The 25,685-nt window shown below is 65.2% G+C and carries 24 protein-coding genes and 1 riboswitch; of the genes, 12 read left to right on the top strand and 12 right to left on the bottom strand.

Annotated features, from left to right (window positions below):
- Nucleotides 1-1,563, bottom strand: coding sequence for an ABC transporter substrate-binding protein (locus AO684_RS06355; protein WP_054301907.1), 1,563 nt, complete (start codon nucleotides 1,561-1,563; stop codon nucleotides 1-3).
- Nucleotides 1,564-1,625: 62 nt separating this feature from the next.
- The gene (locus AO684_RS06350; protein ID WP_152968362.1) at nucleotides 1,626-2,522 is read right to left on the bottom strand and encodes a MurR/RpiR family transcriptional regulator; all 897 of its coding nucleotides are present in this window, start codon (nucleotides 2,520-2,522) and stop codon (nucleotides 1,626-1,628) included.
- A gap of 244 nt (nucleotides 2,523-2,766) precedes the next feature.
- Here AO684_RS06350 and menC point away from each other — a divergent pair, with 244 nt between their 5' ends.
- Both menC and AO684_RS06340 read left to right on the top strand, forming a co-directional pair.
- Complete coding sequence (gene menC / locus AO684_RS06345; RefSeq protein WP_054301905.1) at nucleotides 2,767-3,900, top strand: o-succinylbenzoate synthase; 1,134 nt, start codon at nucleotides 2,767-2,769, stop codon at nucleotides 3,898-3,900.
- On the top strand, nucleotides 3,897-4,583 hold the full coding sequence (locus AO684_RS06340) for a GNAT family N-acetyltransferase (protein ID WP_054301904.1): 687 nt from the start codon (nucleotides 3,897-3,899) through the stop codon (nucleotides 4,581-4,583). Before menC ends, AO684_RS06340 begins: the two co-directional genes overlap by 4 nt.
- Before the next feature lie 118 nt (nucleotides 4,584-4,701).
- Here the strand turns inward: AO684_RS06340 and ugpC are convergent, their stop codons facing one another.
- From ugpC to AO684_RS06320, 4 genes are all read right to left on the bottom strand, one after another.
- Complete coding sequence (gene ugpC, locus AO684_RS06335; protein ID WP_054301903.1) at nucleotides 4,702-5,820, bottom strand: sn-glycerol-3-phosphate ABC transporter ATP-binding protein UgpC; 1,119 nt, start codon at nucleotides 5,818-5,820, stop codon at nucleotides 4,702-4,704.
- Nucleotides 5,820-6,662: an ABC transporter permease subunit gene (locus tag AO684_RS06330; protein WP_054301902.1), complete on the bottom strand. Its 843-nt coding sequence runs from the start codon at nucleotides 6,660-6,662 to the stop codon at nucleotides 5,820-5,822. Before AO684_RS06330 ends, ugpC begins: the two co-directional genes overlap by 1 nt.
- 4 nt (nucleotides 6,663-6,666) lie before the next feature.
- Nucleotides 6,667-7,617 (bottom strand): ABC transporter permease subunit, encoded by a 951-nt coding sequence (locus tag AO684_RS06325; RefSeq protein ID WP_054301962.1) that lies wholly within the window; start codon nucleotides 7,615-7,617, stop codon nucleotides 6,667-6,669.
- A gap of 75 nt (nucleotides 7,618-7,692) precedes the next feature.
- Nucleotides 7,693-8,991 carry an extracellular solute-binding protein gene (locus AO684_RS06320; RefSeq protein WP_054301901.1) on the bottom strand — a complete coding sequence of 433 codons (1,299 nt, stop codon included), beginning with the start codon at nucleotides 8,989-8,991 and terminating at the stop codon, nucleotides 7,693-7,695.
- Nucleotides 8,992-9,112: 121 nt separating this feature from the next.
- Here AO684_RS06320 and AO684_RS06315 point away from each other — a divergent pair, with 121 nt between their 5' ends.
- Complete coding sequence (locus AO684_RS06315) at nucleotides 9,113-9,907, top strand: endonuclease/exonuclease/phosphatase family protein (RefSeq protein WP_235451223.1); 795 nt, start codon at nucleotides 9,113-9,115, stop codon at nucleotides 9,905-9,907.
- Here AO684_RS06315 and AO684_RS06310 read toward each other — a convergent pair.
- Nucleotides 9,852-11,372: a phosphatidylserine/phosphatidylglycerophosphate/cardiolipin synthase family protein gene (locus AO684_RS06310; RefSeq protein ID WP_054301899.1), complete on the bottom strand. Its 1,521-nt coding sequence runs from the start codon at nucleotides 11,370-11,372 to the stop codon at nucleotides 9,852-9,854. The genes AO684_RS06315 and AO684_RS06310 overlap by 56 nt on opposite strands.
- Before the next feature lie 226 nt (nucleotides 11,373-11,598).
- On the opposite strand from AO684_RS06310, the gene AO684_RS21535 reads away from it, so the two are divergent.
- Genes AO684_RS21535 through AO684_RS06295 form a run of 3 tightly spaced genes read left to right on the top strand, consistent with a single transcriptional unit; the run spans nucleotide 11,599 to nucleotide 15,350 of the window.
- The gene (locus tag AO684_RS21535) at nucleotides 11,599-12,093 is read left to right on the top strand and encodes an oxidoreductase (protein WP_161805992.1); all 495 of its coding nucleotides are present in this window, start codon (nucleotides 11,599-11,601) and stop codon (nucleotides 12,091-12,093) included.
- A complete protein-coding gene (locus AO684_RS06300) occupies nucleotides 12,090-14,690 on the top strand; it encodes a response regulator (protein WP_054301897.1) in 2,601 nt (866 codons plus the stop codon). The genes AO684_RS21535 and AO684_RS06300 overlap by 4 nt, the downstream gene beginning before the upstream one ends.
- 39 nt (nucleotides 14,691-14,729) lie before the next feature.
- Complete coding sequence (locus tag AO684_RS06295; protein WP_082400770.1) at nucleotides 14,730-15,350, top strand: response regulator transcription factor; 621 nt, start codon at nucleotides 14,730-14,732, stop codon at nucleotides 15,348-15,350.
- On the opposite strand, the gene modC is transcribed toward AO684_RS06295, so the two are convergent.
- From modC to AO684_RS06275, 4 genes are read right to left on the bottom strand one after another with little or no spacing between them, the layout of a single operon-like run.
- Complete coding sequence (gene modC, locus AO684_RS06290) at nucleotides 15,347-16,453, bottom strand: molybdenum ABC transporter ATP-binding protein (protein ID WP_054301896.1); 1,107 nt, start codon at nucleotides 16,451-16,453, stop codon at nucleotides 15,347-15,349. The genes AO684_RS06295 and modC overlap by 4 nt on opposite strands.
- Nucleotides 16,450-17,148, bottom strand: coding sequence for a molybdate ABC transporter permease subunit (modB, locus tag AO684_RS06285; protein WP_054301895.1), 699 nt, complete (start codon nucleotides 17,146-17,148; stop codon nucleotides 16,450-16,452). The genes modC and modB overlap by 4 nt, the downstream gene beginning before the upstream one ends.
- A gap of 18 nt (nucleotides 17,149-17,166) precedes the next feature.
- Nucleotides 17,167-17,922, bottom strand: coding sequence for a molybdate ABC transporter substrate-binding protein (gene modA, locus AO684_RS06280; RefSeq protein ID WP_054301894.1), 756 nt, complete (start codon nucleotides 17,920-17,922; stop codon nucleotides 17,167-17,169).
- Nucleotides 17,923-17,982: 60 nt separating this feature from the next.
- Entirely contained in the window at nucleotides 17,983-18,348 is a 366-nt protein-coding gene (locus tag AO684_RS06275) for a hypothetical protein (RefSeq protein WP_353936470.1), read from the bottom strand.
- Nucleotides 18,349-18,452: 104 nt separating this feature from the next.
- Nucleotides 18,453-18,668, top strand: a riboswitch (cobalamin riboswitch).
- A 32-nt stretch (nucleotides 18,669-18,700) separates the two neighbouring features.
- Between AO684_RS06275 and AO684_RS06270 the strand changes: the two genes are divergently transcribed.
- The 4 genes from AO684_RS06270 to AO684_RS06255 are packed head-to-tail and all read left to right on the top strand — an operon-like array spanning nucleotide 18,701 to nucleotide 21,830.
- Entirely contained in the window at nucleotides 18,701-19,069 is a 369-nt protein-coding gene (locus AO684_RS06270; protein WP_082400769.1) for a DUF1636 family protein, read from the top strand.
- The gene (locus AO684_RS06265) at nucleotides 19,066-19,842 is read left to right on the top strand and encodes an ABC transporter ATP-binding protein (protein ID WP_054301892.1); all 777 of its coding nucleotides are present in this window, start codon (nucleotides 19,066-19,068) and stop codon (nucleotides 19,840-19,842) included. Before AO684_RS06270 ends, AO684_RS06265 begins: the two co-directional genes overlap by 4 nt.
- A gap of 18 nt (nucleotides 19,843-19,860) precedes the next feature.
- A complete protein-coding gene (locus AO684_RS06260; protein ID WP_054301891.1) occupies nucleotides 19,861-20,793 on the top strand; it encodes an ABC transporter substrate-binding protein in 933 nt (310 codons plus the stop codon).
- Nucleotides 20,794-20,795: 2 nt separating this feature from the next.
- Complete coding sequence (locus tag AO684_RS06255) at nucleotides 20,796-21,830, top strand: iron ABC transporter permease (RefSeq protein ID WP_054301890.1); 1,035 nt, start codon at nucleotides 20,796-20,798, stop codon at nucleotides 21,828-21,830.
- Here AO684_RS06255 and AO684_RS06250 read toward each other — a convergent pair.
- Nucleotides 21,827-22,594 carry an ABC transporter permease gene (locus tag AO684_RS06250; RefSeq protein ID WP_054301889.1) on the bottom strand — a complete coding sequence of 256 codons (768 nt, stop codon included), beginning with the start codon at nucleotides 22,592-22,594 and terminating at the stop codon, nucleotides 21,827-21,829. The two genes, AO684_RS06255 and AO684_RS06250, sit on opposite strands and share 4 nt — an antisense overlap.
- Nucleotides 22,595-22,716: 122 nt before the next feature.
- Here AO684_RS06250 and AO684_RS06245 point away from each other — a divergent pair, with 122 nt between their 5' ends.
- Both AO684_RS06245 and AO684_RS06240 read left to right on the top strand, forming a co-directional pair.
- Complete coding sequence (locus AO684_RS06245; protein ID WP_235451222.1) at nucleotides 22,717-24,759, top strand: 4Fe-4S binding protein; 2,043 nt, start codon at nucleotides 22,717-22,719, stop codon at nucleotides 24,757-24,759.
- A gap of 13 nt (nucleotides 24,760-24,772) precedes the next feature.
- Nucleotides 24,773-25,642: an FAD:protein FMN transferase gene (locus AO684_RS06240; RefSeq protein ID WP_054301887.1), complete on the top strand. Its 870-nt coding sequence runs from the start codon at nucleotides 24,773-24,775 to the stop codon at nucleotides 25,640-25,642.
- Nucleotides 25,643-25,685: the final 43 nt, after the last annotated feature.

Here is a 25,685-nt window from a genome sequence, read left to right as displayed (position 1 = left end):
TTATTCTTTCACTTCAAGCTGGAGGAAGCCCAGCGTGTTGAAGCGCGCGGCATGAAGCGGTTCCGGCAGGGTCACACGGTCGGTGTTGTAGCCCATCAGCTGCACCGGCTCGTAGATCGGGGCATAGGGATACAGCGAGTTGATATACTCGTGATAAGCCCTGAAGTTCGCCTCGCGTTCGGCCGAGTTCTTGGCCCCCGTCATCGCCGCCGCCTTCAGCTCTTCTGCCTTGGGATCATTCAGCATCGAGATGTTGGGATAATAAAGCCGCTCGCCGCTGAAGAACCACTCCAGGATGTCGGCATTGTCCCAAAGATAGGTGCGCACTGCCAGCTGCTGTTCGCCGGTCTTGTACTGGTCGCGGATCGCCGCATTGTCGAAGGTCAGGATTTCGGCCTCAAGCCCCACCGCCTTCAGCTGCGCCTGCACCACTTCCGACAGGCGGCGGAAGATGCTGTCCGACTGGGTCCACAGCGTCACTTTCAGCTTCTCGCCGCCTTTTTCGCGGATGCCGTCAGCCCCTTTCACCCAGCCCGCGTCATCCAGTGCTTTGTTGGCGCGCTCGGGGTCATAGGTCATGCGGTATTCCGGCGCGATCTGCGATTCCGGCAGCGCCGAAATCAGGAAGCCATCGGCCGCCTTGCCCCGCCCGCCAAACACCGCATCGACGATTTCCTGCCGGTTGATGGCAAAGGCCACCGCCTCGCGCACCTTGATGTCATCGAAGGGCGGCTTGGTCACGTTGATCGGCATGTAGACAAGATCGGTGCCCGGCAGTTCCAGCAATTTCAGATTGCCGCTGCCTTCGACCTCGCCCACGAAATCGGTGGGCACGTTCATCAGCATGTCGACGCCGCCGGTTTTCAGTTCAAGGAACGCAGTCGAGGCTTCGGCGATTTCCCGCAGGGTCAGCGTTTCGATCTTGGCCGGATGGCCGGTCGCATCACCCGGTCCCCATGCGTAATCGTCATTGCGCAGCAGAACGGTCTGATTGCCGATCTCGAAGCTGTCCAGCTTGAACGGCCCGGTGCCGACCACCTCGGCCACACCGAATTCCTCGCCCAGCTCGGTGAAGGCGGCCGGATCGGGGATCGAGGCATAGACCGTCGACAGGTTGTAAAGCAGGTTCGGCTCGGGCCGTTTCATCACGAATTTGACTTCGGTATCCGAAACCACCTCGGCGTGGTCGATGGCGTCGAACAGATACTCGTTCTCGGACCCCTTATACAGCGGAAGCCAGTCGACAACGGTCTGTGCCGTGAACGGGGTGCCGTTGTGGAAGGTGACACCGGGCTTCAGCTTGAAGGTCCAGGTCATGCCATCCGGCGCTTCTTCCCAGCTTTCGGCGAGGTTCGGTACATATTGCAGGTTCTCGTCCTTGGCGACGAGACGGTCATACATCAGCCAGGCGCCAACCGACAGCAGCGTCGCCGATACCGGATTGTACGAGGTGGCGCCCGTCTCGTTCTGCGAGAGGACGGCAACAACGTCCTGTGCCTGCGCGGGCAACATCAGGCCACCGGCAAGGGCGGTTCCAAGCAACAACTTTCCAAGGGATTTCATACGGGCTTTCCTTCCTGTTGAGATGCCGGTTCCGGTTCAGGCCGGCCGGCTTTGTTAAAGCGTCACCTCTGGTGACCCACGAATTGCTGATAGTGGCGGCTGATCGCGTTCAGGCGCGCTTCGATACCGGGGCCCAGCTCTCCGAAGATCCGGTCGACGAGCAGGTTGACCAGACCTGCAATCTGGCCGGTGGCATCCCAGTAATGGTTGAAATCGGTCTCGACCCGCAGAACCTCGTCTGCGACCTCGGTCGCCCAGCCACAATAGGGGTCGGTGATCAGAGTCACCGGAATGCCCTGTGCCCTGGCTGCCTTGGCAAGATCATAGGCAAGGCGCGAGTAGCGCCGCGTCTCGATGATGACCAGCGCGGTGTTCGCCGGATCATCCAGAAACACCTCGGCAAAATGGCCGCTGTCCAGGGCCAGCGACGTGACGCGCGGGCGCAGATAGCTCAGGTTATGGGCCATGTATTGCGCAAGACCGCGTTCGGTCTGGAAGCCTGCGATCTGCACATGGCCGACCGTGGCAAGACGCCGGGCGCACCGCGCGAACTCGGTCCCCGCCGCTGTTTCATGGTTGCGCATGACGGCATGGATTTCGCGCTCCAGCGCGGCGGTGCCGCCATCGGCCTTGCTGCCCTCACTGCGGGCAAAGCGTTCGGCCAGTGCCACCCCCTTCAGCCAGGGGCTGTCGCTGACGGCGGCAATCGCCTTCAGATCAGCCTCAGCCTTCAGCGCCTCTTTCATCTCTTTCAGGTTGCGATAGTCCAGAGCCCGTGCAAGGCGCCCGATCGACACTTCCGAAACCCTGATCCGGGCGGCGAGGCTGGCTGCGGTTTCAAATGGCAGGTCGGCGATATGGTTCAGCAGATAGGCCGCGATTGCGCGTTCAACCGGGGTGCCGGTGCCAAGAATCGCCTCAAGCCGGGCGTGCAGGCCTGTTCCTTCGGCTTGTTCCATCGGCTTCCCCAAGGCGTTCAAGGGCCGGAGCGTCCCTTTGCCGAAAGGGCCGCGCCTGCGGTTGCTCAGTGCTTCAGTCCGCTTGGAATCGACCATGACAGCAAACTAACAGTCGGTCAATCTTGACCGTAAACTAAAAATGGATTTCTCTGAGCCGGTCGGCGCGCCCGGAGTACCGTGCATCCCGAGTGCCTGAACCCGGCCAAACCCGTCGCGGGAAACCCCGTTTCGTAAAGGAAGACCCATGCCGCTTTCGCCTCTCCGCGAACCTCTGGTGATCGACTCGGCCGAGTTGCGGCTGATTGAATTGCCACTGTTGCAACCCTTCACCATTGCCACGGGCACCATGGTCCGGAAGGTCATGCCGATTCTGGTGCTGCGCGGCGGCGGACACGAGGGCTATGCCGAGGGCGTCGCCGATGTGCTGCCCGATTACCTGCCCGAAACGCTCGCCTCTTCCATGATGATGCTGCGCGACGTGTTCCTGCCGCAGGTCGTGGGCAAGAGCTTTGCCAATCCGCAGGAAATCGAACGTCTGTTCCGGCCCTGGCGGGATCACCAGATGGCCAAGGCGACGGTCGAGATGGCGTTCTGGGATCTGTGGGCCAAGGTGCAGGGGCTGCCCCTGTGGCAGGCTCTGGGCGGCACCCGGACCGAGATCGAGGTGGGTGTTTCACTGGGCATCAAGGATATTCCGCGCACGTTGCGGGACGTCGAGATTCATGTGCAGCAAGGCTATCGCCGCATCAAACTGAAGGTGATGCCGGGGCATGATCTGAAGCTGCTGGATGCGGTGCGCGCGGACTTTCCCGATACTCACCTGACCATCGACGCGAATTGCTGCTACACGCTGGCCGATATGCCGGTGCTGCGTCGCATGGATGACTATGCGCTGGACTATATCGAACAGCCGCTGGCCTGGAATGACCTGCATGATCATGTGCGGCTGCAGGCGGCGCTGCGAACCCCGATCTGTCTGGACGAATGCATCCGTACGCTGCCCGACTGCCGCAAGGCACTGGTCTCCGATGCGGGCCGGGTGATCAATATCAAGGTCGGGCGACTGGGGGGCCATACCGTTGCCAAACAGGTGCATGACCTGTGCTTGTCCCATGACGTGCCGGTCTGGTGCGGCGGCATGCTTGAGGCCGGGATCGGCCGGGCCCATAACATCCACCTTTGCACGCTGGAACAATTTTCGCGACCGGGCGACACCTCGTCATCGTCGCGCTATTTCGAGCGCGACATTGTGGTCGAAAAGCTTGAAACGGAAAACGGCCTGATGCCGATTCCGCAGAATGGGGCAGGGATCGGCGTCACGATGGACTGGGATTTCCTGGACAGCATCTCGACTTCGGTTCAGGCGTTCCCGGCATGATCACCTATCGCGACCTGCACGGTCTGGCCGAGTTTCAGGCCGCTTATGACCTGCAACATTCTGTCTGGGGGATGGATGATCTGGCGGACCCGCCGGACCTGCTGATGGTGGTCCAATCCGAGGGGGGCATTGTCGCCGGCGCCTTCGACGGGGAGCGGCTGGCCGGGTATGTCTTCGGGTTTCCGACGTCCGATCCCGCCGTGCAGCACAGCCACCGGCTTGCCGTGCTGCCCGAATATCGCGGGCAGGGGCTGGGCGTGGCGCTGAAGGCCTACCAGAAAGACTGGTGCCAGTCGCGCGGCATTCGCCGCATCCGCTGGACCTATGACCCGCTGATGACGCGCAATGCCAATCTCAACATCAATAACCTCGGGGCCTTCGGCACGGGTTATCTGGTGAATTACTACGGATCGGGTGGCAGCTATCAGGGCGGCGTCGAAAGTGACCGCGTGGTCGCCGAACTGTTCGTGACAGGGCGCCCCGAAGTGCGGGCCGAGGACAGGGTTGCCGTGGTGCCGGATTTTCACAGGCTGCTGCGCAGCGACGAAGCTGCCGCCCGCGCTGCCCGCACCGAAGGTCGCCTGGCCATGCAAAGCCGCTTTGAGGCGGGCCTGCAAATCATCGGCTTCGATCCGGGGTGCAGTACCTATATCTTCGGCCGGCTCCTGCCCGAAGTCGCCTGACCGGATCGGCAGTCGCCCACGTGCTTTCCCTTCAGGATGGCACCATAGTCAGCCTGCACTGCCTGACGCTTTTCCTGATGTCGCCGCCCGGTGCAGATCGCCTGGGTGCGCGCGGGGGTTACAGCAGCGGACGGGCGGTTGCACCCGCCATCTCTTCCGTGGCACGCGCCGGTCGCGCGCCCGTGCCGGAGGCGGGCAGGCGCTTGCCCGACGCCGTGTCGAAGAGGTGCAGCGCACCAGCGCGGATCGCAAGATGAACCGCGTCGGACAGTGCCACATCGGGAGCCACGGCAAGCGTCAGCGGCTGGCCCTCGACATGGCCATGTACCAGACGCTGCGCGCCCAGTTCCTCGATGAAATCGACGCGGAAGGGCAGGCCGTCGGCGGCAAGATACAGGTCTTCGGCCCGTACACCGGCGGTCACCTGCCCTTGCGCGGCAGTATTCAGGCCCAGGGGCAGATCTGCCCCGCCGATATGAAGCCGCGTGCCTCGAATCTCGGCGTCGAGCAGGTTCATCGCGGGCGAACCGATGAAGCTCGCCACGAAGGTCGACGCAGGGGTGTGATAGATGTCCAGCGGGGCACCGACCTGTTCGATCCGGCCCGCATTCAGCACGACCAGCCGGTCGGCCAGCGTCATTGCCTCAAGCTGGTCATGGGTCACATAAAGCGAGGTGGTCCCCAGCCGCTTTTGCAACCGCCGGATTTCGCCGCGCATCGAGACGCGCAGCTTGGCGTCCAGGTTCGACAGCGGCTCGTCGAACAGGAAAGCGGCGGGCTGGCGCACCACGGCACGGCCCATCGCCACGCGCTGCCGCTGCCCGCCCGACAGCGCACGCGGCTTGCGGTCCAGATAGGGGCCAAGCTCCAGCATGCGGGCGGCTTCGGCCACGCGGGTCGCGATTTCGGCCGGGGGCGTGCGGCGGTTCTTCAATCCGTAGGCCATGTTCTCGCGCACCGTCATATGCGGGTAAAGCGCGTAGTTCTGGAACACCATGGCGATGTCACGGTCGGCCGGGTCCACCCCGTTCACCAGCCGGTCACCGATGCGCACCTCGCCTCCGGTAATATCCTCCAGCCCGGCCACCATGCGCAGGAGCGTCGATTTCCCGCAGCCGGACGGCCCGACCAGCACGATGAACTCGCCATCGCGGATCGACAGGTTGATGTCGGACACCGAAGGCGCCGAAGCGCCGGGATAGGTCTTGGACACGTTGCTGATGTCGATGGAGGCCATCACTTGTCACTTTCCGTCAGGCCCTTGATGAACCAGCGCTGGAACACCACCACCACCAGAACGGGTGGGGCGAGGGCCAGAATGGCAAGGGCGAAGGCTTCGTTGTAATCAGGGACCTGGCTTCCGACCCAGACTTGCAGGATCTGCTTGATGCCGCGCATCAGTGTGAAGAACCGCTCTTCCGTGGTCATCAGCATCGGCCAGAGGTACTGGTTCCAGCCGTAGACGAACATGATGATAAAAATGGCCGCCATCATCGTGCGCGACAGCGGGATCAGCACGTCGATCAGAAACTTGAAGGGCCCGGCGCCGTCGATCCGTGCCGCCTCCAGCAATTCATCGGGCACGGATTTGAAGAACTGCCGGAAATAGAAGGTGCCGGTGGCAGAGGCCAGAAGCGGCACGATCAGCCCGGTATAGCTGTTCAGCAGGCCCAGATCGGACATCACCTGATAGGAGGGCATGATCCGCACCTCCAGCGGCAGCAGCAGCGTGGTGAAGATGATCCAGAACAGGAAGCTGGCGAAGCGGAACCGGAAATAGACCAGCGCATAGGCCGCCGCCATCGACAGCACGATCTTGCCGACCGCAAAGCCGATGCCAAGGATCAGCGAGTTCATCATCATGCGTGTTCCGGTCACCTGCCCGGTAAAGCCGCCCTGCCGGGTCAGCACAGTCGCATAGGTTTCGGCCCCGTGGCCGCCGGGGGTCAGGAACAGGCCGTGGCTGTGGATCTCGACCGCCGTATGGGTCGAGGTCATCACGGCCACGGCAACCGGCAACACCATGAACAGCGTGCCGAGGATCAGGACGAAATGGTCGAAGGGGCGAACGCGGTTCATGGGGTCATCCGTAATGCACGCGGCGTTCCAGCCAGCGGAACTGCACCAGTGTCAGCACCAGCACGACCACCATCAGGATCACCGATTGCGCCGCCGATCCGCCGATGTCATTGCCGCGGAACCCGTCGTTATAGACTTTGTAGACAAGGGTGATCGGGTTGTTGGCGGGTTTGTCCTTCACCATCACGTCGATCACGGCGAAGGTGTCGAACAGCGCATAGGTGATGTTGATGATCAGCAGGAAGAAGGCGGTCGGCGCCAGCAGTGGCAGGATGGCGGTCCGGAACCGGGTGAAGCCGTTCTTGCAGTCGATCACCGCCGCCTCGCGCACCGAGGCCGGGATGCCCTGAAGCCCCGACAGGAAGAAGATGAAGTTGTAGGGCACCTGCTTCCAGACCGAGACGAGGATCATGGCGAAGGCGGTATCCCAATAATTGATGCCGACCTGCATGTTCCAGCCGAACTGTGCGGCCAGCGTCACGAAGGGGCCGATATGCTGGTCGAAGAGCATCATCCCCATCAGCCCGGCAACCGGCGGCGCCACCGCATAGACGGAAATCAGCGCCGTGCGGTAGGTGGACCGGCCCCGGATCACCTTGTCGGCCTTGACGGCGAACAACAGGCCCAGCCCCAGCGAAAGGGCGGTGACAAGGGCGGTGAACAGTGTGGTGAAGCCAGCAATGCGGCGATATTCGGCGGACCCCAGCGCGTCGCGGTAATTGTCCAGCCCGACAAAGCTTGCGCCAAAGCCGAACGGGTCTTCCAGATAGAAGGACGAGGTGACGGCCTGCGCCGAAGGCCAATAGAAAAACACGAAGATCACCGCCAGTTGCGGCAGAAGGAACAGCCAGGGCAGCAGCGGCCGGTCGAACTGCACACGTTTTGCCGGCTCGGCCGGGCGCCGGGGTTTGCGTCGCGGGCGGGCGGCGCCGGTCGGTTGGGTCACATCGGTCATCGGCGCTTTCGCAGGGTCATCAATGCGGAAAGCCGGGCCCATCGACATGGGCCCGGCAAGAAAGCAAGGCGGGCCTTAGCCCGAGGTCTTGGCGAAACGGGCCAGCAACTCGTTGCCTTCAGTCTCAATGGCCTTGAACGCGTCCTCGACAGTGGTTTCGCCCGAGAACAGTTTGTTGAACTCGCGTTCCTCGATCACGCGGATCTGCGGATAGAAGCCCAGACGATAGCCTTTCGACCATTCACCTTGCGGCAGCATGAGCTGCTTGATGCCCACTTCGGCCTGCGGATGCTGGTCATACCAGCCGTCGGCCTTCGACTTCTCGTAGGCGGCGGTGGTGATGGCGACATAGCCGGTGGCCTGATGGTAGAAGGCCTGAATCTCGGTCGATGTCAGGAAGCTGAAGAAATCAGCGGTACACTTGTTCTCAGCTTCCGGCTTGCCCGAGAAGGCGAACAGGGCGGCGCCCCCGATGAAAGAGGATTTGTTGCCGTCGGTGACGGTTTCGTCATAGGGTATGAAATCGGCCGAGAACGGCATGGTGGCGGTCTTCGACAGCCCGCCGAACGACCCGGACGAGCCGATCCAGAACGCGACCTTGCCTTCCTCGAACGGCTTCTGGTTGTCCGACCAGCCCGCGCCGTAGAAGCCCAGCCAGCCCTTGTCGTGCCAGTCTTTCACGCGGGTCCAGAAGGCGATCATTTCCGGCGCGGTGGCGCGCAGTTCGGTGCCGTCAAAGCTGTCGTAGCCATTGGCATTGGTCGCCATCTGGACATTGTTGCGCGAGAAGAAGTTCTCGAAGAACATCCAGGTCAGCTGGCTGGCGGTCAGGGGGATATAGCCCGCCTCTTTCAGCTTCGGCGCGACTTCCTCGAACTCGGCCCAGGTTTTCGGCGCGGTCACACCGGCCTTGGCCAGCGCCTCGTCGTTCACATACATGATCGGCGCGGAGGAATTGAACGGCATGCCGATGAACTTGCCCGATGCATCGGCATAGAACCAACGCACGCCCGGAATGAAGGCGTCGCGATCGAAGCTGTGGCCGTTCTGGGTCAGGATGTCCTCGGCCGCGATGGTCGCGCCCTTGGCATTGATGATCGTCGCGGCACCCGCGTCAAAGATCTGGATGACGTTCGGCTGCTCGCCCGAGCGGAAGGCCGCGATACCCGAGGCCAGCGCCTCTTCATAGGTGCCCTTGGAAACCGGGGTGATCGCGCAGCTTTGCTGGGCCGCGTTGAATTTCTCGGCGATCTGGTTGATCACCTGCTCGTTCGCGCCGCCCATGCCGTGCCACCAGGTGATCGGGGTCGCATCGGCCAGTGCCGCCTGTGCGGCAAGGCTCAGCGCTGCCGCCATCGCAAAAGTCGTTTTCATCGGGTGTCCCCTGTCTTGTCGGTTTCACCGCGTCCTAAGGCCTTTGTGTAATGGGATGTTGACGGCTGTGTCCGAGATTTGTGACAGGCCGCTGAACCGCCAGGGCCGCGCGGGGCGCGGGATGACCCTTGTATCCGGGCCTCTGGCGGGGCAAGCATCAGCCATGCAGCCCCCTGTCCTTACCGTCGCCACCTACAATGTGCAGAAGGGAATCGGCACCGATTTCCGGCGTGACCCGCATCGCACGGCGCGGGTCATTGCCACGCTGGGCGCCGATATCGTGGCCTTGCAGGAGGCGGACCGGCGGTTCGGGCAGCGTCGCGGTGTTCTTGATACGGCGGCGCTGGCGGCGGAAACCGGGCTTTTGCCGGTGGATGTGCCGCAGCGGCTGGGCGGTGCGGCACATGGCTGGCACGGCAATATCCTGTTGGTCCGGGCGGCGCGGATCGAGGCGGTGCATGTTCTGCATCTGCCCGGCCCCGATCCGCGTGGGGCGCTGGTCGCGGATCTGGAGATGGCGGGCCTCGGGCCATTGCGGGTGATCGCGGCGCATCTGTCCCTGCTGGCCTCGGCGCGGCAGCGGCAGGCGCGGCTGTTGGCCGAACTGGCCACGGATGCCGACCGGCCGGTCATCGCGCTGGGAGATATGAATGAATGGCGCCGCTGGCCCAGCCGGTCGCTTGCCGCCCTGGACGAACAGCTTGGGCCACCCGGCATGGCGGCCAGCTTCCCCGCACCCTTTCCGCGTCTGGCGCTGGACCGGATCTATGCGGGGCAGGGGCTGGAACTGCTCGGGGCTGCGGTGCATGACACGCCGCTGGCGCGCCGCAGTTCCGATCATCTGCCTGTGGTCGCGCGGGTCAGAGCAGCCACTCGATCGGCAGACGCCCCGCCAGACGCAGCAAAAGACGGCTGAGCGCCGATGTTCCGGGGTCGCTGTCATGTTCGGCCACCCCGCCCTCCGGCAGATCCTCGCGCCAGATCAGCCGGTGCCCGCGCGGTGTTTCGCGCAGGCCAAGATGATAGACGCTTTGCCGCATCTCGCTTTCCAGAAGCCGGGTGAACTCGGCCGCCAGATCGGCGGCGTCGATGATCAGCCCGATTTCGGTGTTCAGATACATGGACCGCTGGTCGAGGTTGAATGACCCGACGAACAGCCGACGCTCATCCACAACGAAGGTCTTGGCATGAAGGCTGTTGCGGCTTGGGGTGCCGCGCAGCCGTTCACCTAGCCGCCGCCTTTCAGGCTCCAGCCCCTCGCCGCCCTTCAGTTCAGCAATCTCGACCCCTGCCATCAGCAGTCTGCGGCGATAGCGCGCGTAGCCGCAATGCACCATGGTCACATCGGTGGATTGCTGGCCGTTGGTCAGAATGCGCACCCGTACCCCGCGCCGCGCCAGCGCCTGAAGCCGTCGCAGGCCCGCGCCGCCGGGCACGAAATAGGCCGAAACGATATCGAGACTGCTCTGTGGCTGTGCCAGAAGCTCGCTGATCCGGTGAATGGCCAGCCGCCGCAACCCTGCGCGGCCCAGAACCTTTTCAGGATCGTCGCTGACAACCTCGACCCCGCCGATAGCGGGGACGAGTGCCCCCGACAGAAGTGCGTCCACCGGCGTGGCCTCTCCCGTGGCGGCGTCGGAACGGGCGGCGGGCGGGGGCATCGGCCGGGCGGAGACCAGATGCCGCACGGGGATTGCCGCGCGTGCGGTCCAGTAACGTTCGAAATCCTCGGTCACCATCTGTCCGACCGGGCCGACCCCGAACACGTCGAAGTCGATGAAGTGATACTGCCCGTTCCCGGCGAAATACTCATCGGCGATGTTGCGCCCGCCGAGGATGCAGCAATCCCCGTCAGCCACCAGCGCCTTATTGTGCATGCGCCGGTTCAGCCTGCCGAAATCCAGCGCGAGGTTCACATTGCGCCAGCGCCGCAGCAGCGCGGGATTGAACAGCCGCACAGCCACGCCGGGCGACGAGGCCAGCGCGGCGAGCGCCGGGTCCAGCCCCTGTGCGCCAAAATCGTCGATCAGAAGGCGAATGCGTACGCCGCGATCTGCCGCCGCCTGCAAGGCGTGCAGCAGATGGCGACCCGAGTCATCATCGGCCCAATGGTAGTATTGCAGATCGAGACTGCGCCGCGCGGCCTTGATCAGGGCCAGCCGCGCGTCAAATGCCTCGGTTCCGTCCCTCAGCAGGGTGAAGCCGGATCGTGCCTCCGGCAGGTGCAGCGTCGCGACCTGGTCCGCCAGGAGCGAGGCGTAGGTGGCGACCGGGGGATCAGTCTCGTGACCCCGGCGGGCCAGCCGTGCGAAGGACAGGCGCAGCCAGAGTGCGGCCAGAACCAGCAGTGCCCCGAAACTGGCCACGACCGGGATAAGCATGGGTGTCCCTCCGATGCATCTGGCCGGTGGTCCGGGGTCCGGTGCCTGGCCCGCAGCCCCGGCATCATGTGGCGAACCCCTGCGGATGTCGAGCATTGCCGTTCCGGGCCCCGGCCAGGGCACCCGTGCGGTCTGACTGACCTTAAGTATGGGTTGGCCTTTTGGGGCTGCCGGACTTTCCTTGGGGTTGATATGATCGGTCGGATTTTGCTTTCGGATTGGAACCATGACCCGGATGTTGCCCGCGCGAAACGTGCTGTTGGGGGCCAGCCTGTCGCTTTGTGCCTTCGCTGCCGTGGCGGCCGGGCAGGAAGATGTCTTGCTGACGGTGACTGCTGCCGATGGCGCGCAGCACGATTTCGACCGCGCGGCGCTGGAGGCGCTGCCGCAGGTCAGCTTCACCACCAGAACCATCTGGACCGAAGAGCCGACCACCTTTACCGGGCCGCCGCTGAAGGCGGTGCTGGAACAAAGCGGAATCGCGGGTGGGGATGTGCAGCTCCTGGCGCTGAACGATTACGCCATTGACCTCAAATGGACCGAGATCGAGGAAAAGGCACCGATCATCGCAACCCGGATCAATGGCGCGGAATTTACGGTGCGCGACAACGGCCCTTTGTGGGTGATGTATCCGTTTGACAGCGACATCCGCTATCAGGATGAAATCATCTATGCCTCAAGCGTGTGGCAACTGATCGCCATTTCTGCTGTCACGCCGTGAGCGAGGGGCAGGAACCCCCTGACGGGCGGGCCCCGCGCTGGCTTCTGGCTGTGGTGCTGTTGCCGCTGGTGTTGCTGGGGCTGGGCCTGCTTTCAGTGAACGCCTATCAGATCAGCCTGCGGCTGGACGATGCGCGTGTGTCGCAATCTGACAATACCAGCTGGCTTTTCGCGCAGCTTGAGGTCGAGGAACTGAAAGCCCGCATGGCACTGAACCGGGCCATTCGCTTTCCCGATGATCCCGAAACCCTGCCGCAGTTGCGCCGGGCGTTTGACATCTATCTCAGCCGGTTGAAGGTGATCGACGGGTATCTGCGCCAGTCGGCGGCGCTGAACCAGATGCGCCAGAGCAGGAACTGGCGCATGATCGTGCGCGAAAGCGCCAATCTCACGCGCCAGATCGACGTGCCGGATTATCTGTTGCGACCGTCGCTGACCCGGATCGAGCCGATGGCGGACCGCCTGGCCGGTTTCATGCGGCCCTTCGTGGTCGAGGCACTGGCCGGAATCGTTGAGGCCAATACCCAGCGCCGGGCCGAACTGGGCGCGCTGATGACCCGCAGCGCGCTGCTCGCAATGGTACTGATCGTAATTCTGTTGGGTGTCAGCGCCATGATGATGCTGCTGTCCCAACAGCTTTATACTCAGCGCCGGGCCGAATGGCGGACGCGGTCGACCCTGGAAAAGACGCTGGCTGCATCGCTTGACGGGGTGATCGCCGCGCGACCGGACGGGGGCATCCTGCGCGTCAATCCTGCGGCAGAGCGTCTGTTCGGCCTGCCGCGCGACCGCATTGTCGGCACCGATCTGCAAAGCCTGTTGCCGAGGGCGCGCTCTGTCCGAGACGACGGGGACGAGACCGCAACGCTGGTCGATCCGGTCGGGCAGATGCTGCGGGGCGAGCTGCCGCCCGGCCGGATCGCGCTGGAAACCCGCCGCCCCGATGGCACGCCGGTCACGCTTGAACTGGCCGTCGCGCAGGACCGCGACAGTGACGGCGCGCCGGTGCTGTTTGCCTTCCTGCGCGACATCTCGGATCTGGTGCGGGCCGAGCGCGATCTGCGCGAGGCGCATGATGCCGCCGTGGATGCGGCAGAGGCGAAGTCGCGTTTTCTGGCGGTGATGAGCCACGAGATGCGCACGCCGCTCAACGGGGTGATTGCCGCGCTGGATCTGCTGCACCAGACTACCAGCCTGACCCCGGTGCAGGGCAGGTATCTGGGCATCGCGGAATCAGGGGCGCAATCGGCGCTGGACCAGATCAACAACGTTCTGGAACTGACCCGCCTCGATGCCGAGGCGCTGCGCGCGGAAGAGATGACCTTCGATCTCAACGCGGTCATCGAGGATCTGGCCGAACAGATGGGGCCACTGGCGCAGCGCACGGGCAACCGGATCGTGCTTGACCTGCCGCCCGCCGATGTGGCGCAGGTCTCCGGCCCGCGGCGCATCTTCGTGCAGACCCTGCGCAACCTTCTGGGCAATGCCACCAAGTTCACCTGTCAGGGCACGATCCACATTGTCCTGCGGGTGCATATCGCAGGCCCGTCGCGGCTGGTGCGGGTCGAGGTGCACGATACCGGCTCGGGCATCGCCGCCGACAAGCTGGGCCGCATCTTCGACGTGTTTGAAACGCTTGACGGCGGATATGACCGGCGGGTCGAGGGGACCGGGCTTGGCCTTGGTATCGCGCGCCGGTCGGTCGAACTCATGCAGGGCGAGATCGGCGTGACCAGCCGCGAAGGGGCGGGCAGCACCTTCTGGTTCACCGCCCGGATGCAGGCGCCGCAGCGGGGCGGCGTGATGCCGCTGCCGCCTGTCCAACCAGATACGGCGGATCTGCCCGCGTCGCATGTCCTGCTGGTCGAGGACCATCCCACCAACCGCGCGGTGGCACGGGCGATGCTGGAACATCTGGGCCAGCGCGTGCAGGAGGCGGAGAGCGGCGAAGCCGCCCTGCAGGCCGTGCGCGAAGGCGAGTTCGATCTGGTCCTGACCGACGTCAGCATGCCGGGCATGGACGGGCTCAGCATGGCCAGCCAGATGCGGGCGATGGGGGTCACATCGCGCATCATCGCCGTGACCGCCCATGCCCTGCCGGAAGACCTGCGCCGCATTCGTGCGGCGGGTCTGACCGAAATTCTGGTCAAACCCATCACCATTGCCCGGCTGACCGATATCCTGCGGGCCGGTGTCGGCCCCGAGGCCGAAAGTGCGCTGCCCACACTCGATCCCCGCATCGCGTCAGAACTGCGCGGTTTCCTGACGCCCGAAGCCTGCCGGGACACGCTGGATCAGCTTGATGTTGAAGCCCGGCAGCTGTTCACCTTGCTGGACGGGCCAGTGGGCGAAGGTGCCCGTCTGGCAGAGGCCGCGCATCGCTTCAACGGGGCCTGTGCCCTGCTGGGGGCAAAGCGGATTTGCGCGCAACTGACCGAGGCCGAAGGCGCCGCGCGGTCTGGCGGGCGCATGGCGGTGCATCATGCGCGGCTGACAGCCGAATGGGCGCGTCTGAGGCGACAACTCGTCACGGCCTTGCTTGCGGAGACCGCGCAAAAGGCAGATACTCCACCGGGCAAGCCGCCAGCCGGATATTAGGCGGTTGACACTGCTGCGCAGTAATCAGGAGGAGCTGTCTTGGCTGAAACGCCGCGCGTGAGCCTGCTTATTGCCGACGATCACCAATTGATCCGGGATCTCGTTGCCACGCATTTGCGCGCGCAGGGCTTTGACGAGGTCGTGGCCGTCGAAAGCTTCGAGACGGCCCGCACGGCCATCGCCCGCCATGGCTGCTTTTCGCTGGTGCTTCTGGATCTTTCGATGCCCGGCGTTCACGGCATGGATTCCGTGGCGGCACTGATTGCGGAAAATGCGGGCGGGCGCCTCGCGGTTTTCTCCGGTCAGGCGCAACCCGAGATGGTGACTGCCGCGCTGGCGCGCGGGGCCAGCGGTTTCATTCCCAAAAGCACACCGGCGCAGGAGCTGGCGGCCGCGATCCATCGCATTCTGGGGGGCGAGATCTATCTGCCCGAGGGCTTCGATCCGGTTGCCCCCCGGCCCTGGCAACCCGATCTGACGCCGCGCGAACGCGAGACTCTGGGCTTTCTGCGCGACGGGCTGATGAACAAGGAAATTGCCCTGCGCATGGGGCTCAGCGAGGTGACGGTGAAGATGCACGTCAAGTCGATCTGCGCCAAGCTGAACGCACGCAACCGCACGCATGCGGTCATCCTCGCCTCGGCGATGATGCTGGATTAGGGACTGTCCGCGCCGGGTCTGCCATGGCCCACGTTTTCCTGCGCGACAGAGACCGCCTTCAGCACAGCATGAATCTGCTGACCGGGCTTCAGCTCCAGTGCGGCGGCAGAGCGGCGGGTGATCCGGGCCAGCAGCATCTCGTCCCCCGCCTCCAGCTGCACCAGCGCACCCGGGCCTTCGCCCAGCCTGACCTCCCGCACAACGGCTGGCAGGATGTTCAGCGCCGAAATCCCTTTGGGGCGGCTGGTCGCCAGCATGACATCCTGTGCGAGGATGCGCAGGCGAAAACTGTCGCCCGCCCGGCCCGCCACGCGCGGCAACCACAGCGGACCTGCGCTACAGTCCAGACGGCTGAGCCCGTCCTCGTCCGGCACCGCCAGCCGTGCGGAGAGGATCGCCCCGGCCTCGCGCAGTCCCAGCGCAGATGCGGCAGCGGGGTCGGACAGGAGTTCGGTGGCCGGGCCTGCGGCGGCCACGCGGCCCGCCTCGATCAGCACCAGCGTGGTGGCCAGCCGCGCCACCTCGGGCATGGAATGGCTGACGTAGAGGATGGGCAGATGCAACTCATCCCGCAGCCGCTCCAGATAGGGCAGGATTTCGGCCTTGCGCGCCTCGTCCAGCGCCGCAAGCGGCTCGTCCATCAGCAGAAGGCGCGGTTCCGACAGGATGGCACGGCCCAGGGCGACACGGCTTTTCTCGCCCCCTGACAGCGCGGCGGGACGCCGGGCGAGCAAGGGGCCGATCCCCAGCATATCGACCACGCGGGCGAAATTATCCGGTCCCCGGCGGTGCGCGAACCAGCGGCCATATAGCAGGTTCTGCCGCACGGTCAGATGCGGGAACAGCCGGGCGTCCTGAAACACATACCCCACCCTGCGCCGATGTGGCGGCAGGAAGGTGCGGGTTTCGGTATCCAGCAAGACCTCGCCCCCTGCGATGATGCGACCGTGGTCAGGGCGCAAGAGACCCGCAACAGCATTCACCACCGTCGTCTTGCCGGAGCCGGAACGTCCGAACAACACCGTCACACCCGGCGGTGCTTCGAACGCCACATCCAGCGTGAAGTCGCCAAAGCGATGGGACAGGTTCACCGACAGCGTCATGTCCCCGCGATCCTGCGCGCGACGGCCCGGCTGATCCATTCCGACAGCATCAGTGCGGCCATGGCGATGCCCACCGCCACCAGCACCAGACGCGCGGCCTCCTTCTCTCCGCCGGGCACTTGCAGAAAGGCATAGATGGCGGAAGGCAGTGTCTGCGTCTGGCCAGGGATGTTTGACACGAAGGTGATGGTGGCGCCGAATTCGCCCATCGCCTTGGCGAAGGCAAGGATCGTGCCCGCCAGAACGCCGGGCAGGATCAGCGGCAGCGTCACGGTCAGGAACACCCAAGGGCGCGAGGCACCCAGCGTGCCTGCTGCCTGTTCCAGCTTGGGGTCCACCGCCTCCACCGCCAGCCGGATGGCCCGCACCATCAGCGGGAAAGCCATCACGGCGGCGGCCAGCGCCGCGCCGGTCCAGCGGAAGGCCAGCACGATGCCGAACCATTGGTCGAGGATCTGGCCCACCGCGCCCTTGCGCCCGAACGTCAGCAACAGCAGATAGCCCGTCACCACTGGCGGCAGGATCAGCGGCAGGTGGACGATGCCGTTCAGCACCTGTTTGCCGCGAAATTCCCACCGCGCCAGCGCATAGGCGGTCAGAATTCCAAAGGGCAGGCTGGCGGCCACGGCCCAGAGCGAGACGCGCAGTGACAGCGCCACGGCGCGCCATTCGTCGGGGGATAGCCAGTCTGTCATATGCCGCCGGTCGGGCCCTTACTTCAGGATCGCGAAGCCCTGCGCTCTGAAGGCGGCATGCGCCGCCTCGCCCGAAAGTGCCTCGTAAAAGGCTTTGTCCGCCGCATCTGCCGCCCCGGTCAAGAGGGCAGCGGGATAGACGATGGCCGGATAGCTGTCGGCGGGGAAGGTGCCGACCACGGTCACATTGTCATCAGCGGCAGCATCGGTAGCGTAGACGATGCCATAGGGTGCCTCGCCGGTGGACACCAGTGCCAGCGCCGCGCGCACGTTGTCGGATTGCGCGACGGCGGGTTCCACCTTGTCCCACTGACCCAGCGCCGTCAGCGCGGCTTTGCCATATTGCCCGGCAGGCACGGAATCGACCATGGCCATCGCCAGTTTCCCGTCGCCCAGCAACGCGGACAGATCGAAGCCCGCCCCGATCTCAACCGGCGCCGCATCCTTGCCATGCGCGATCAGCACCAGCGTATTGCCCAGCAGATCCTCGCGCGTGCCCTCCACGACCAGCCCGGCGTTCTGCACCTCGTCCATCCAGTTCGGGGCGGCAGACACGAAGATGTCGGCGGGCGCCCCGGCAACGATCTGCTGCGCAAGCTTGCCCGAACCCGCATAGCTGATCACCACCTGATTGCCGGTTTCCGCCTGCCATTGCGCGGCCAGGTCATCCAGCGCATTCTTCATCGACGCGGCGGCGAAGACCACGACCTCCTCGGCGGCGACAGGGCTGGCAGCGAGGGCGAAAGCAAGCGTAAGGGCAAGACGGCGGGACATGAGAGACTCCGATATGTTTCGGGAAACATATCTGGCAGCCGCCTCCCGGTCACGCAAGCGTTATTTTTCTTCAGACATATCCACCTTGGTCGCAGGGGCAAGCAAGGCCTCCAGCGCGGTCACCTCTGCCGCCCCCGCCTGTTCGGCGGCCTCCAATACCGCAAGATAGCGGCGCAGCACCTCTTGCCCGGTCTCTGTCACCTGCGCCCCGCCGCCGCCCGCCCCGCCCCGCGCACTGCTGACCAGCGGTTCACGGAAAGCCGCGTTCATTTCCTCCACCAGCGACCAGGCCCGCTTGTAGCTCATCTGCATCTGCCGCCCGGCTGCGGCGATCGAGCCGGTCTCGCCAATGCGCTGCAACAGCTCGGCCTTGCCGGGGCCAAGCATGGCGGTGTCGAACAGGATGCGCAGCTTCAGCTTGGTCATCGGCGGGCCTTTCCGGGTGTCTCGGCCAATCATCGCCGCCGGCGCGCCGACAGGCAAGGGTGTGCCGCTTGTCGTGCCCGGGCTTGACGGCGGCGCCGAGTCATGCGCTTCTGGCCGCCGATGGTTCCCGGCAAATGCGACGCCGGGTGAAAAGGGAACACGGTGCGGTGTAGCCATCAGGCGCCAATTCCGTGACTGCCCCCGCAACTGTAAGCGGCGAGCGACCCCCAATGCCACTGGACCCCGAACTGCGGGGCCGGGAAGGCGGGGCAAGCTGCGACCCGCGAGTCAGGAGACCTGCCATCGAGAACCGCAACAACCACCGGGCGGGGTGCCCCGGGAAGGAGATCGTATGGACAGATCCCCGCGCAGGCCGATGGCCGCGCTTTCCACCGAAACCGGCGCGCGCCCCGCGCCGCATCAGATGCTTGTCTGCCAGTCCTGCCCGCATGTCGGGCGCGAATGCAGGCCCGGCCTGAACCTGTTGATCCAGCTGCGCGGCGCCCTGGCGCTGGCGGGTGTGGGGGCAGAGTTCGAGCTGTCGGGAACGCTGTGCGTCGAAGGCTGCCAGCGGCCCTGCACCCTGGCCTGGCGGGTCGCCTCGGGCGAGACCTGGCTGTTTGGCGATGTCGAAGATGGCCAGGATATCGACGCGCTGGTGGCCGGAACCGTGCGCCCTGCGGCTGCGGTCATCCGCACGGCGGCGGGGGCGATCCAATGACCCCGGCGCTGGAGTTCCGCTCGGTCTGCTGGGGCCCGAAGGACCGGCCCGACATCCTGACCGATATCAGCTTCGCCGTTCCGCAGGGGCAGATCATGGCGATCTGCGGCGCGAACGGGGCAGGCAAGACCTCGCTTCTGCGGCTGATCTATCGCCACCAGCCGCCCCGGCGCGGCGCGGTATCGGTTACGGGCCGCGACCTGTGGCTGATGTCGGCGCCCGAGGCCGCGCGCATCGTGGCTGCCGTGGTGCAGGAACAACCCACCGATTTCGCGTTGAGCGTGCGGCAGATCGTGGCTTTGGGCCGCTTGCCGCATCGCAAGGGCTGGGGCAGCGGGCTCGCCCTGCCCGGTGAGGCTGACTGCGCCATCATCGACGCCGCCATGGCCCGGCTGGACCTGACAGCCTTCGCAGACCGCAGTTTCGGCACCCTGTCCGGGGGCGAAAGGCAGCGGGTCATGGTTGCCCGTGCCCTTGCGCAAGAGCCGCGCATTCTGGTGCTGGACGAGCCGACCAACCATCTGGACATCCGCCACCAGCTTGATCTGTTGCGGCTGCTGCGCGATCTCGGCCTGACGGTGGTGACCACGCTGCACGATCTGCCGCTGGCGGCGGAATTTGCCGAACGCATGCTGATCCTGCATGGCGGCCGGATGCTGGCGGATGGTCCGCCCGATCAGGTGCTGCACGAGGATCTGCTGCACACCGCCTTTCAGGTGCGGGGCCGGATCGACCACAGCGGCACCGGCCCGCGCCTGTCCTTTCACCTCTGATCCGATCAGGAGTTTCCGATGATCCGTCTCGCCCTTGCGGCGCTGCTGCTGTCTGCCAGTGCGGCTGCTGCCTTCCCTGTCACCGTCAAAAGCTGCGACCGTGATGTGACCTTCGACGCCGCACCCGCGCGCGCAATTTCCAATGATGTGAACCTGACCGAAATGATGCTCGTGCTCGGCCTGCGCGACCACATGGTCGGCTATACCGGCATTTCCGGCTGGAAGACGCTGGACCCCGAAATGCGCGAGGGCGTCGCCGAACTGCCGGAGCTTTCGGCCAAATACCCCAGCAAGGAAGTTCTGGCTGCGGCGGAGGCTGATTTCTTCTTCGCGGGCTGGAATTATGGCATGAAGGTCGGCGGCGAGGTTACGCCCGAAACGCTGGAACCTTTCGGCATCAAGACCTACGAACTGACCGAAAGCTGCATCCATATCGGGCCGAAAGCACGCAGCACGATGCAGGACATGTATCAGGACATGCTGAACCTTGGCCGCATATTCGGCGTCGAGGATCGGGCAGAGTCGCTGGTCGCAGGCTACAAAGCGCGGCTGGCCGAGGCGACGAAGGGCGTGGACCACGACCATCCGCTGCGGGTCTTTGTTTACGATTCGGGCGAAGAGGCGCCGTTCACTGCCGGCAAATACGCCATGCCGACCGCACTGATCGAGGCGGCGGGCGGCGTCAACATCATGGATGATCTGGACAAAAGCTGGGCCGAAGTGGCGTGGGAGCCGGTGGTGGCGCGCAATCCGCAGGTCGTGGTGATCGTGAACTACGGCGATGTGACGGCGGAACAGAAGATCGCCTTCATGAAGGGTAATCCGGCCTTCGCGGATATCGACGCGGTGAAGAATGATCGCTTCGTCGTGCTGGAATATGTCGAGGCGACGCCGGGGCCGCGCAATATCCGCGCGGTCGAAAAGCTGGTCGCCGGGTTCGCGGGCCAGTGACGATGCGGCTCGCCCTGCGTCGCGCCCTGCCGCGCCGGGCGGGCCTTGCCCTTGCCGTGCTGCTGGGGCTGGCGCTTTCGGTCAGCCTTGCGGTTTCGGTTGGATCGGTCGCCATCGCGCCGGGCACCGTCTGGGGGGTATTGCTCGACCGGCTGCTGCCCGGGCTGGTGACGCCCCACTGGGGTGTGGGGCAGGCGAATATCGTCTGGCAGATCCGCCTGCCGCGCGTGCTGCTGGCGGCTCTGGTCGGCGGCGGGCTGGGTCTGGTGGGCGCGGCGCTTCAGGCCGTTACCCGCAACCCGCTGGCCGATCCGCATTTGCTGGGCATTTCCTCGGGCGCCGCATTCGGTGCGATTGCGGCGCTGTTACACACGGGCATGTTCCTTGGCCTGCTGACCGTGCCGCTGATGGCCTTCGGCGGGGCGCTGGCGGCCACGGCGCTGGTGCTGGGCGTTGTGGCGCTGACCGGCGCGGGGGCGGCGGACCGGCTGGTGCTGGCCGGGGTCGCCGTCAGCTTCATCATCATGGCCGGGGCAAACATCCTGATCTTCCTCGGTGATCCGCGCGCCACGCATACCGTGGTGTTCTGGATGCTGGGCGGGTTGGGCCTTGCGCAATGGTCGCACCTTCTCTGGCCGCTGGCGGTATTGCTGCCGGTGGGACTGTGGCTCTGGTCGCGGGCGCCAGTGCTGAACGCGATGAGCCTTGGCGACGAAACCGCCGTGAGCCTTGGTGTCGAGGTCACGCGATTCCGGCTGGCGGTCTTTGTCGCCGCCGCGCTGATCACGGGGGTGATGGTGGCGTTTTCCGGGCTGATCGGCTTTGTCGGGCTGATGATGCCGCATCTGGTGCGGATGCTTGTCGGGGGCGACAATGCCCGCGTGTTGCCCGGATCGGCGCTGGCGGGCGCGGTGTTCCTGATCTGGGCCGACGCTGCGGCGCGGGTGGTGCTGGCGCCCGAGGATCTGCCCATTGGCGTCGTGACCGGCCTGTGCGGCGGGCTGTTTTTCATCTGGCTGATGGCGCGACGGCGCTAACCGCGCCGCCAGCGCGCCGCACGCTGTTCGGCGGGCTGAATCAGCGCAAGGTCGATCACCAGCATCACCGCGACGAAGGCCAGTGCATAGGCCAGGACACCAGCAATCTCGAAAAGCTGGAATTTCAGGTGGATCTGAAAGCCGATGCCGCTGGAGCGGCCCAGAAACTCCACCACCAGCACGATCTTCCAGATGATCGCCAGCCCCGCCCGCGCGCTGGCAACCAGAAAAGGCGCAAGCTGCGGCAGCAGCACATGCCGCGCCCAGATCAGGCGCGACAGGCGAAAGACGCGGGCCATGTCGTTCAGCTCGGGTGACAGCGTGCGCGCGCCTTCCCGCATGGTCACCAGCACCATGGCGGTCTTGTTGATGGTCACGGCGGCAATGGCGGCCACCTCATTCAGCCCGATCCACAGATAGCACAGCACGATGACGACCAGCGCGGGCAGATTGAGGAAGATCAGCACCCAGGGGTCCAGCCAGCGGTTCAGCCGGGGCAACCGGCCCAGCGCCACACCCAGTACCGTGCCCAGCGCCATCGACAAGCCGAAAGCAAGTGCCACCCGCACCAGCGTCGCCGTCATGTGATGCCACAGCCGCCCTGATCTGGCCTCCTCCCACAGGACCGCTGCCACTTCGGGTGGGGCGGGCAGGATGCGCGGCTCGCCCCGCAACAGCGACAGCGCCCACCAGAAGGCCACAAAGCCGGTGAGCGACAGCAGGAAGATCAGCCGGTCGGCCGGGGTGCGGGCGGAAGGCTCCATTCCCCGACCATAGCGCCGCCCCCGGCCGCCCGCGCTGCGACCTTCGTCCAATTTTCGGGCAGGTGCGCGCGTGCCTAGTCTGGCGCATGCGTATCCTGCACCTTGTTCTTTGCTGGGTTCTGATGACCGGCGCCGCCCTTGCCGCGCCGCTGGACCGCGACCAGATCGCGGCTTTCGTCGTGCCGCCCTATGCGCTGGGCGAGCCGGTGAATGACAAGGGGGTCTGGAGCCTTCTGAACTCTGGCGGGGCCGAGGCGGGCTATGTGTTTGAAACCGCGATCATGGCGCCGCTGCCCGGCTTTTCCGGCGGGCCGATCAATATGCTGGTGATGCTGGATCTGGATGGCCGCTTTATCGACGTGCGGCTGATTTCGCATAACGAGCCGATCTTCGTCTCCGGTTTGGGCGAGGCGCCGTTCCGCAAGTTTCTGGAACAATATCGTGGCCATTCGATCAATACCCCGATGGTGGTGGGCGTGCCCTATGGTGATGCCGGTGCGGGCAGCGGGCTGGTCTATCTGGATGGGGTGTTGAAGGCCACGGCCTCGGTCCGCATCGCGCATGAATCGATCCTCGCGGCCACGCTGGAGGTCGCGCGGGAAAAGATGCAGGGCATCAAGTCCGTGCCCCCCGCCGCGCCGGACCCCGCGCATGACGAGCCGCTGGACTGGCAGGCGCTGGTGGATCAGGGCATCGCGCGGCCCTTGCGGGTGACGAATGCCGAACTGGACGCGGCTTTTGCGGGCACCGTCTGGGCCGATGACGACCCTGAGGCGCAGGCTGATCCGCAGGGGTTGTTCCTTGACCTCTGGCTGGTGGACATCGGGCCGCCCAGTATCGCCCGCGCTGTTCTGGCGCCGGATGCGCTGGCCGATCTGAACAGATTTCTCAGCCTCTCCCCGACGGAGGAGCCGCTTTTGCTGATCGACAGCGGGCGGCACGGGCTGGTCAGCGCGGATTTCGTGCGCAACACCGCGCCCGATCTGCTTGGCGCTGATCAGGACGGGCTGCCGGTGGCGCTGCGCGATGCCGACATGATCTTCGATACCCTGCCCGGCGTGCCCGAGGGCACCGCAATGATCCTGCGCAGCGACCGGCGGCTGGGCTTCGATCCGGCGCGCGACTGGACCCTACAGGTCAAAGCGGTGCGCGAACACGGCATGTTCCAGCCCGAGATCGGATCGACCACCTTCACCCTTGCCGCCGGCACGCCCGAACGGTTCTTCCTGCGCGCCAAGCCTGTCGAGGCTCTGCCGCAATGGCTTGAGGCCGCGCGCAACCGGGCGCCTGACCTGATCGCGCTGGCGCTGCTGCTGCCGGTTCTGCTGCTGGCGCTGGGGCCGGGGATGAACCGCCTGGCGGGGCATCGCCATTTTACCGCGATCCGGCTGGCGATTCTGGCCGGAATGGCCGGTTTCGTGGGGTTCTGGGGGCAGGGGCAACTGTCAATCGTCACGCCGCTGGCGGCGCTGCGCACCGCCATCGACGGCGGCAGTTTTGCCTACCTGCTGTATGATCCCTTCTCGCTGGTGGTCTGGGCGGCGGCGGTGCTGGGGTTCGTGCTTTGGGGGCGCGGGCTGTTCTGTGGCTGGCTTTGCCCCTTCGGTGCCTTGCAGGAATTCGCCCATCACCTTGGCCGCCTTCTGCGCCTGCCGAAGATCGAGCTTTCGGTGCTGTGGGATGCACGGCTGAAACGGGTGAAATACCTTCTGCTCGCGGGGCTGGTGCTGACCGTTTTTATCGCACCCGACCGGGTGGATACCGTGGCGGAGGTGGAGCCGTTCAAGACCGCGATCACCACGCATTTCATGCGGGAATGGATCTTTGTCGCCTATGCGGGCTTCTGGCTGGTGCTGGGTCTGTTCACCTTCAAGGGCTTCTGCCGCTATGTCTGTCCGCTTGGGGCACTGATGGCGATTGGCGGGCTGCTGCGCGGGCGCGACTGGATCGCGCGGCGCAAGGAATGTGGCTCACCCTGCCAGTTGTGCAAGGTGCGCTGCAATTACGGGGCAATCGCGGTGGATGGAAAGATTGGCTATTCGGAATGTTTCCAGTGCCTTGATTGTGTGACGATCCATAATGACGCGAAACAATGCGTGCCTTTGGTGCTGGCCGCGCGTGGCCGTGCGATGCGGGAACGGGCGGCGCCGGTGGCCGCGAAATGACGGGGGCGTTGCGATGATCAGGCGGCGGCGGTTCCTTCAGATCATGGCGGCTGCGGCAGCGCTGCCGGGCCGGGCTGGGGCCGAGGCGCGCTGGCAGGGGCAGGCTCTGGGGGCTGACTGCGACGTGCTGCTGGCCGGACCGGGGGCTGAGGCTGCGCTGGCCGAGATCCCACCGCTGTTGGAGCGGGTAGAGGCGGCCTTCAGCCTGTACCGCGAGTCCGAACTGACCCGGCTGAACAGCACAGGCCAGCTTGAGCCCTCCGCCCTCTTTGCTGAAATGCTGCCGCTGTGTGACCGGCTGCACGGATTGACTGACGGTGCATTCGATCCCAGCGTGCAACCTGTGTGGCAGGCGTTGCGGGACGGGCGCGATCCGGTTGCGGCACGGGCGATGGTCGGCTGGAGCCGGGTTTCCCGGCGCGATGGCGGGGTGCAACTGGCACCCGGCCAGGCGCTGACCTTTAACGGCGTCGCGCAGGGTTTTGCCAGCGATCTTGTCCGTGATCATCTGGCGCGGCAGGGCTTTGACCGCGCGCTGGTCAACATGGGTGAATATGCAGCCCTGGGCGGGCCGTTCCGGCTGGGCATTGCCGATCCGGTGGCGGGAGAGCTTGCCGAATGGCATCTGCGCGGCACCGCCATGGCCCTGAGCGCGCCGGGCGCCACGCTGATCGGCGGAGCGCCACATATTCAGCATCCGCAGGGGCGCGCGCCGCTGTGGTCCAGCGTCGCGGTCGAGGCGGACAGCGCCGCGCTGGCCGACGGTCTGTCTACCGCGCTGGTGTTCCTGGACCGCGCAGCGATTGCAGACCTTAAGTCCCGGCTGCCGGGTCTGTATCGTGTGGCGCTGGTTGATCCGGCGGGTAATCTGACAAGCCTTTGACCCGCAGGGCGGCCGCGTTGCCGAACCGCCATCGCGCCCCTTG

Origin of the sequence: Gemmobacter sp. LW-1 (assembly GCF_001303875.1) — a bacterium.
GTDB classification, from domain to species: domain Bacteria; phylum Pseudomonadota; class Alphaproteobacteria; order Rhodobacterales; family Rhodobacteraceae; genus Gemmobacter; species Gemmobacter caeni.
Note: the sequence above shows the minus strand (reverse complement) of the source record. Positions and strands in the feature narration are given on the sequence as shown.

Excerpts from the sequence above, each read along its gene's own strand:
- AO684_RS06350 (WP_152968362.1), bottom strand. The coding sequence starts at position 2,522 with ATGGAACAAGCCGAAGGAACAGGCCTGCACGCCCGGCTTGAGGCGATT.
- modA (WP_054301894.1), bottom strand. The coding sequence starts at position 17,922 with ATGTCCCGCCGTCTTGCCCTTACGCTTGCTTTCGCCCTCGCTGCCAGC.
- AO684_RS06275 (WP_353936470.1), bottom strand. The coding sequence starts at position 18,348 with ATGACCAAGCTGAAGCTGCGCATCCTGTTCGACACCGCCATGCTTGGC.
- AO684_RS06245 (WP_235451222.1), top strand. The coding sequence starts at position 22,717 with ATGACCGGCGCCGCCCTTGCCGCGCCGCTGGACCGCGACCAGATCGCG.
- modB (WP_054301895.1), bottom strand. The coding sequence starts at position 17,148 with ATGACAGACTGGCTATCCCCCGACGAATGGCGCGCCGTGGCGCTGTCA.
- AO684_RS06325 (WP_054301962.1), bottom strand. The coding sequence starts at position 7,617 with ATGACCGATGTGACCCAACCGACCGGCGCCGCCCGCCCGCGACGCAAA.
- AO684_RS06340 (WP_054301904.1), top strand. The coding sequence starts at position 3,897 with ATGATCACCTATCGCGACCTGCACGGTCTGGCCGAGTTTCAGGCCGCT.
- AO684_RS06255 (WP_054301890.1), top strand. The coding sequence starts at position 20,796 with ATGCGGCTCGCCCTGCGTCGCGCCCTGCCGCGCCGGGCGGGCCTTGCC.
- AO684_RS06310 (WP_054301899.1), bottom strand. The coding sequence starts at position 11,372 with ATGCTTATCCCGGTCGTGGCCAGTTTCGGGGCACTGCTGGTTCTGGCC.
- AO684_RS21535 (WP_161805992.1), top strand. The coding sequence starts at position 11,599 with ATGACCCGGATGTTGCCCGCGCGAAACGTGCTGTTGGGGGCCAGCCTG.
- AO684_RS06315 (WP_235451223.1), top strand. The coding sequence starts at position 9,113 with ATGACCCTTGTATCCGGGCCTCTGGCGGGGCAAGCATCAGCCATGCAG.
- ugpC (WP_054301903.1), bottom strand. The coding sequence starts at position 5,820 with ATGGCCTCCATCGACATCAGCAACGTGTCCAAGACCTATCCCGGCGCT.
- AO684_RS06265 (WP_054301892.1), top strand. The coding sequence starts at position 19,066 with ATGACCCCGGCGCTGGAGTTCCGCTCGGTCTGCTGGGGCCCGAAGGAC.
- menC (WP_054301905.1), top strand. The coding sequence starts at position 2,767 with ATGCCGCTTTCGCCTCTCCGCGAACCTCTGGTGATCGACTCGGCCGAG.
- AO684_RS06320 (WP_054301901.1), bottom strand. The coding sequence starts at position 8,991 with ATGAAAACGACTTTTGCGATGGCGGCAGCGCTGAGCCTTGCCGCACAG.
- AO684_RS06240 (WP_054301887.1), top strand. The coding sequence starts at position 24,773 with ATGATCAGGCGGCGGCGGTTCCTTCAGATCATGGCGGCTGCGGCAGCG.
- AO684_RS06270 (WP_082400769.1), top strand. The coding sequence starts at position 18,701 with ATGGACAGATCCCCGCGCAGGCCGATGGCCGCGCTTTCCACCGAAACC.
- modC (WP_054301896.1), bottom strand. The coding sequence starts at position 16,453 with ATGACGCTGTCGGTGAACCTGTCCCATCGCTTTGGCGACTTCACGCTG.
- AO684_RS06250 (WP_054301889.1), bottom strand. The coding sequence starts at position 22,594 with ATGGAGCCTTCCGCCCGCACCCCGGCCGACCGGCTGATCTTCCTGCTG.
- AO684_RS06260 (WP_054301891.1), top strand. The coding sequence starts at position 19,861 with ATGATCCGTCTCGCCCTTGCGGCGCTGCTGCTGTCTGCCAGTGCGGCT.
- AO684_RS06330 (WP_054301902.1), bottom strand. The coding sequence starts at position 6,662 with ATGAACCGCGTTCGCCCCTTCGACCATTTCGTCCTGATCCTCGGCACG.
- AO684_RS06355 (WP_054301907.1), bottom strand. The coding sequence starts at position 1,563 with ATGAAATCCCTTGGAAAGTTGTTGCTTGGAACCGCCCTTGCCGGTGGC.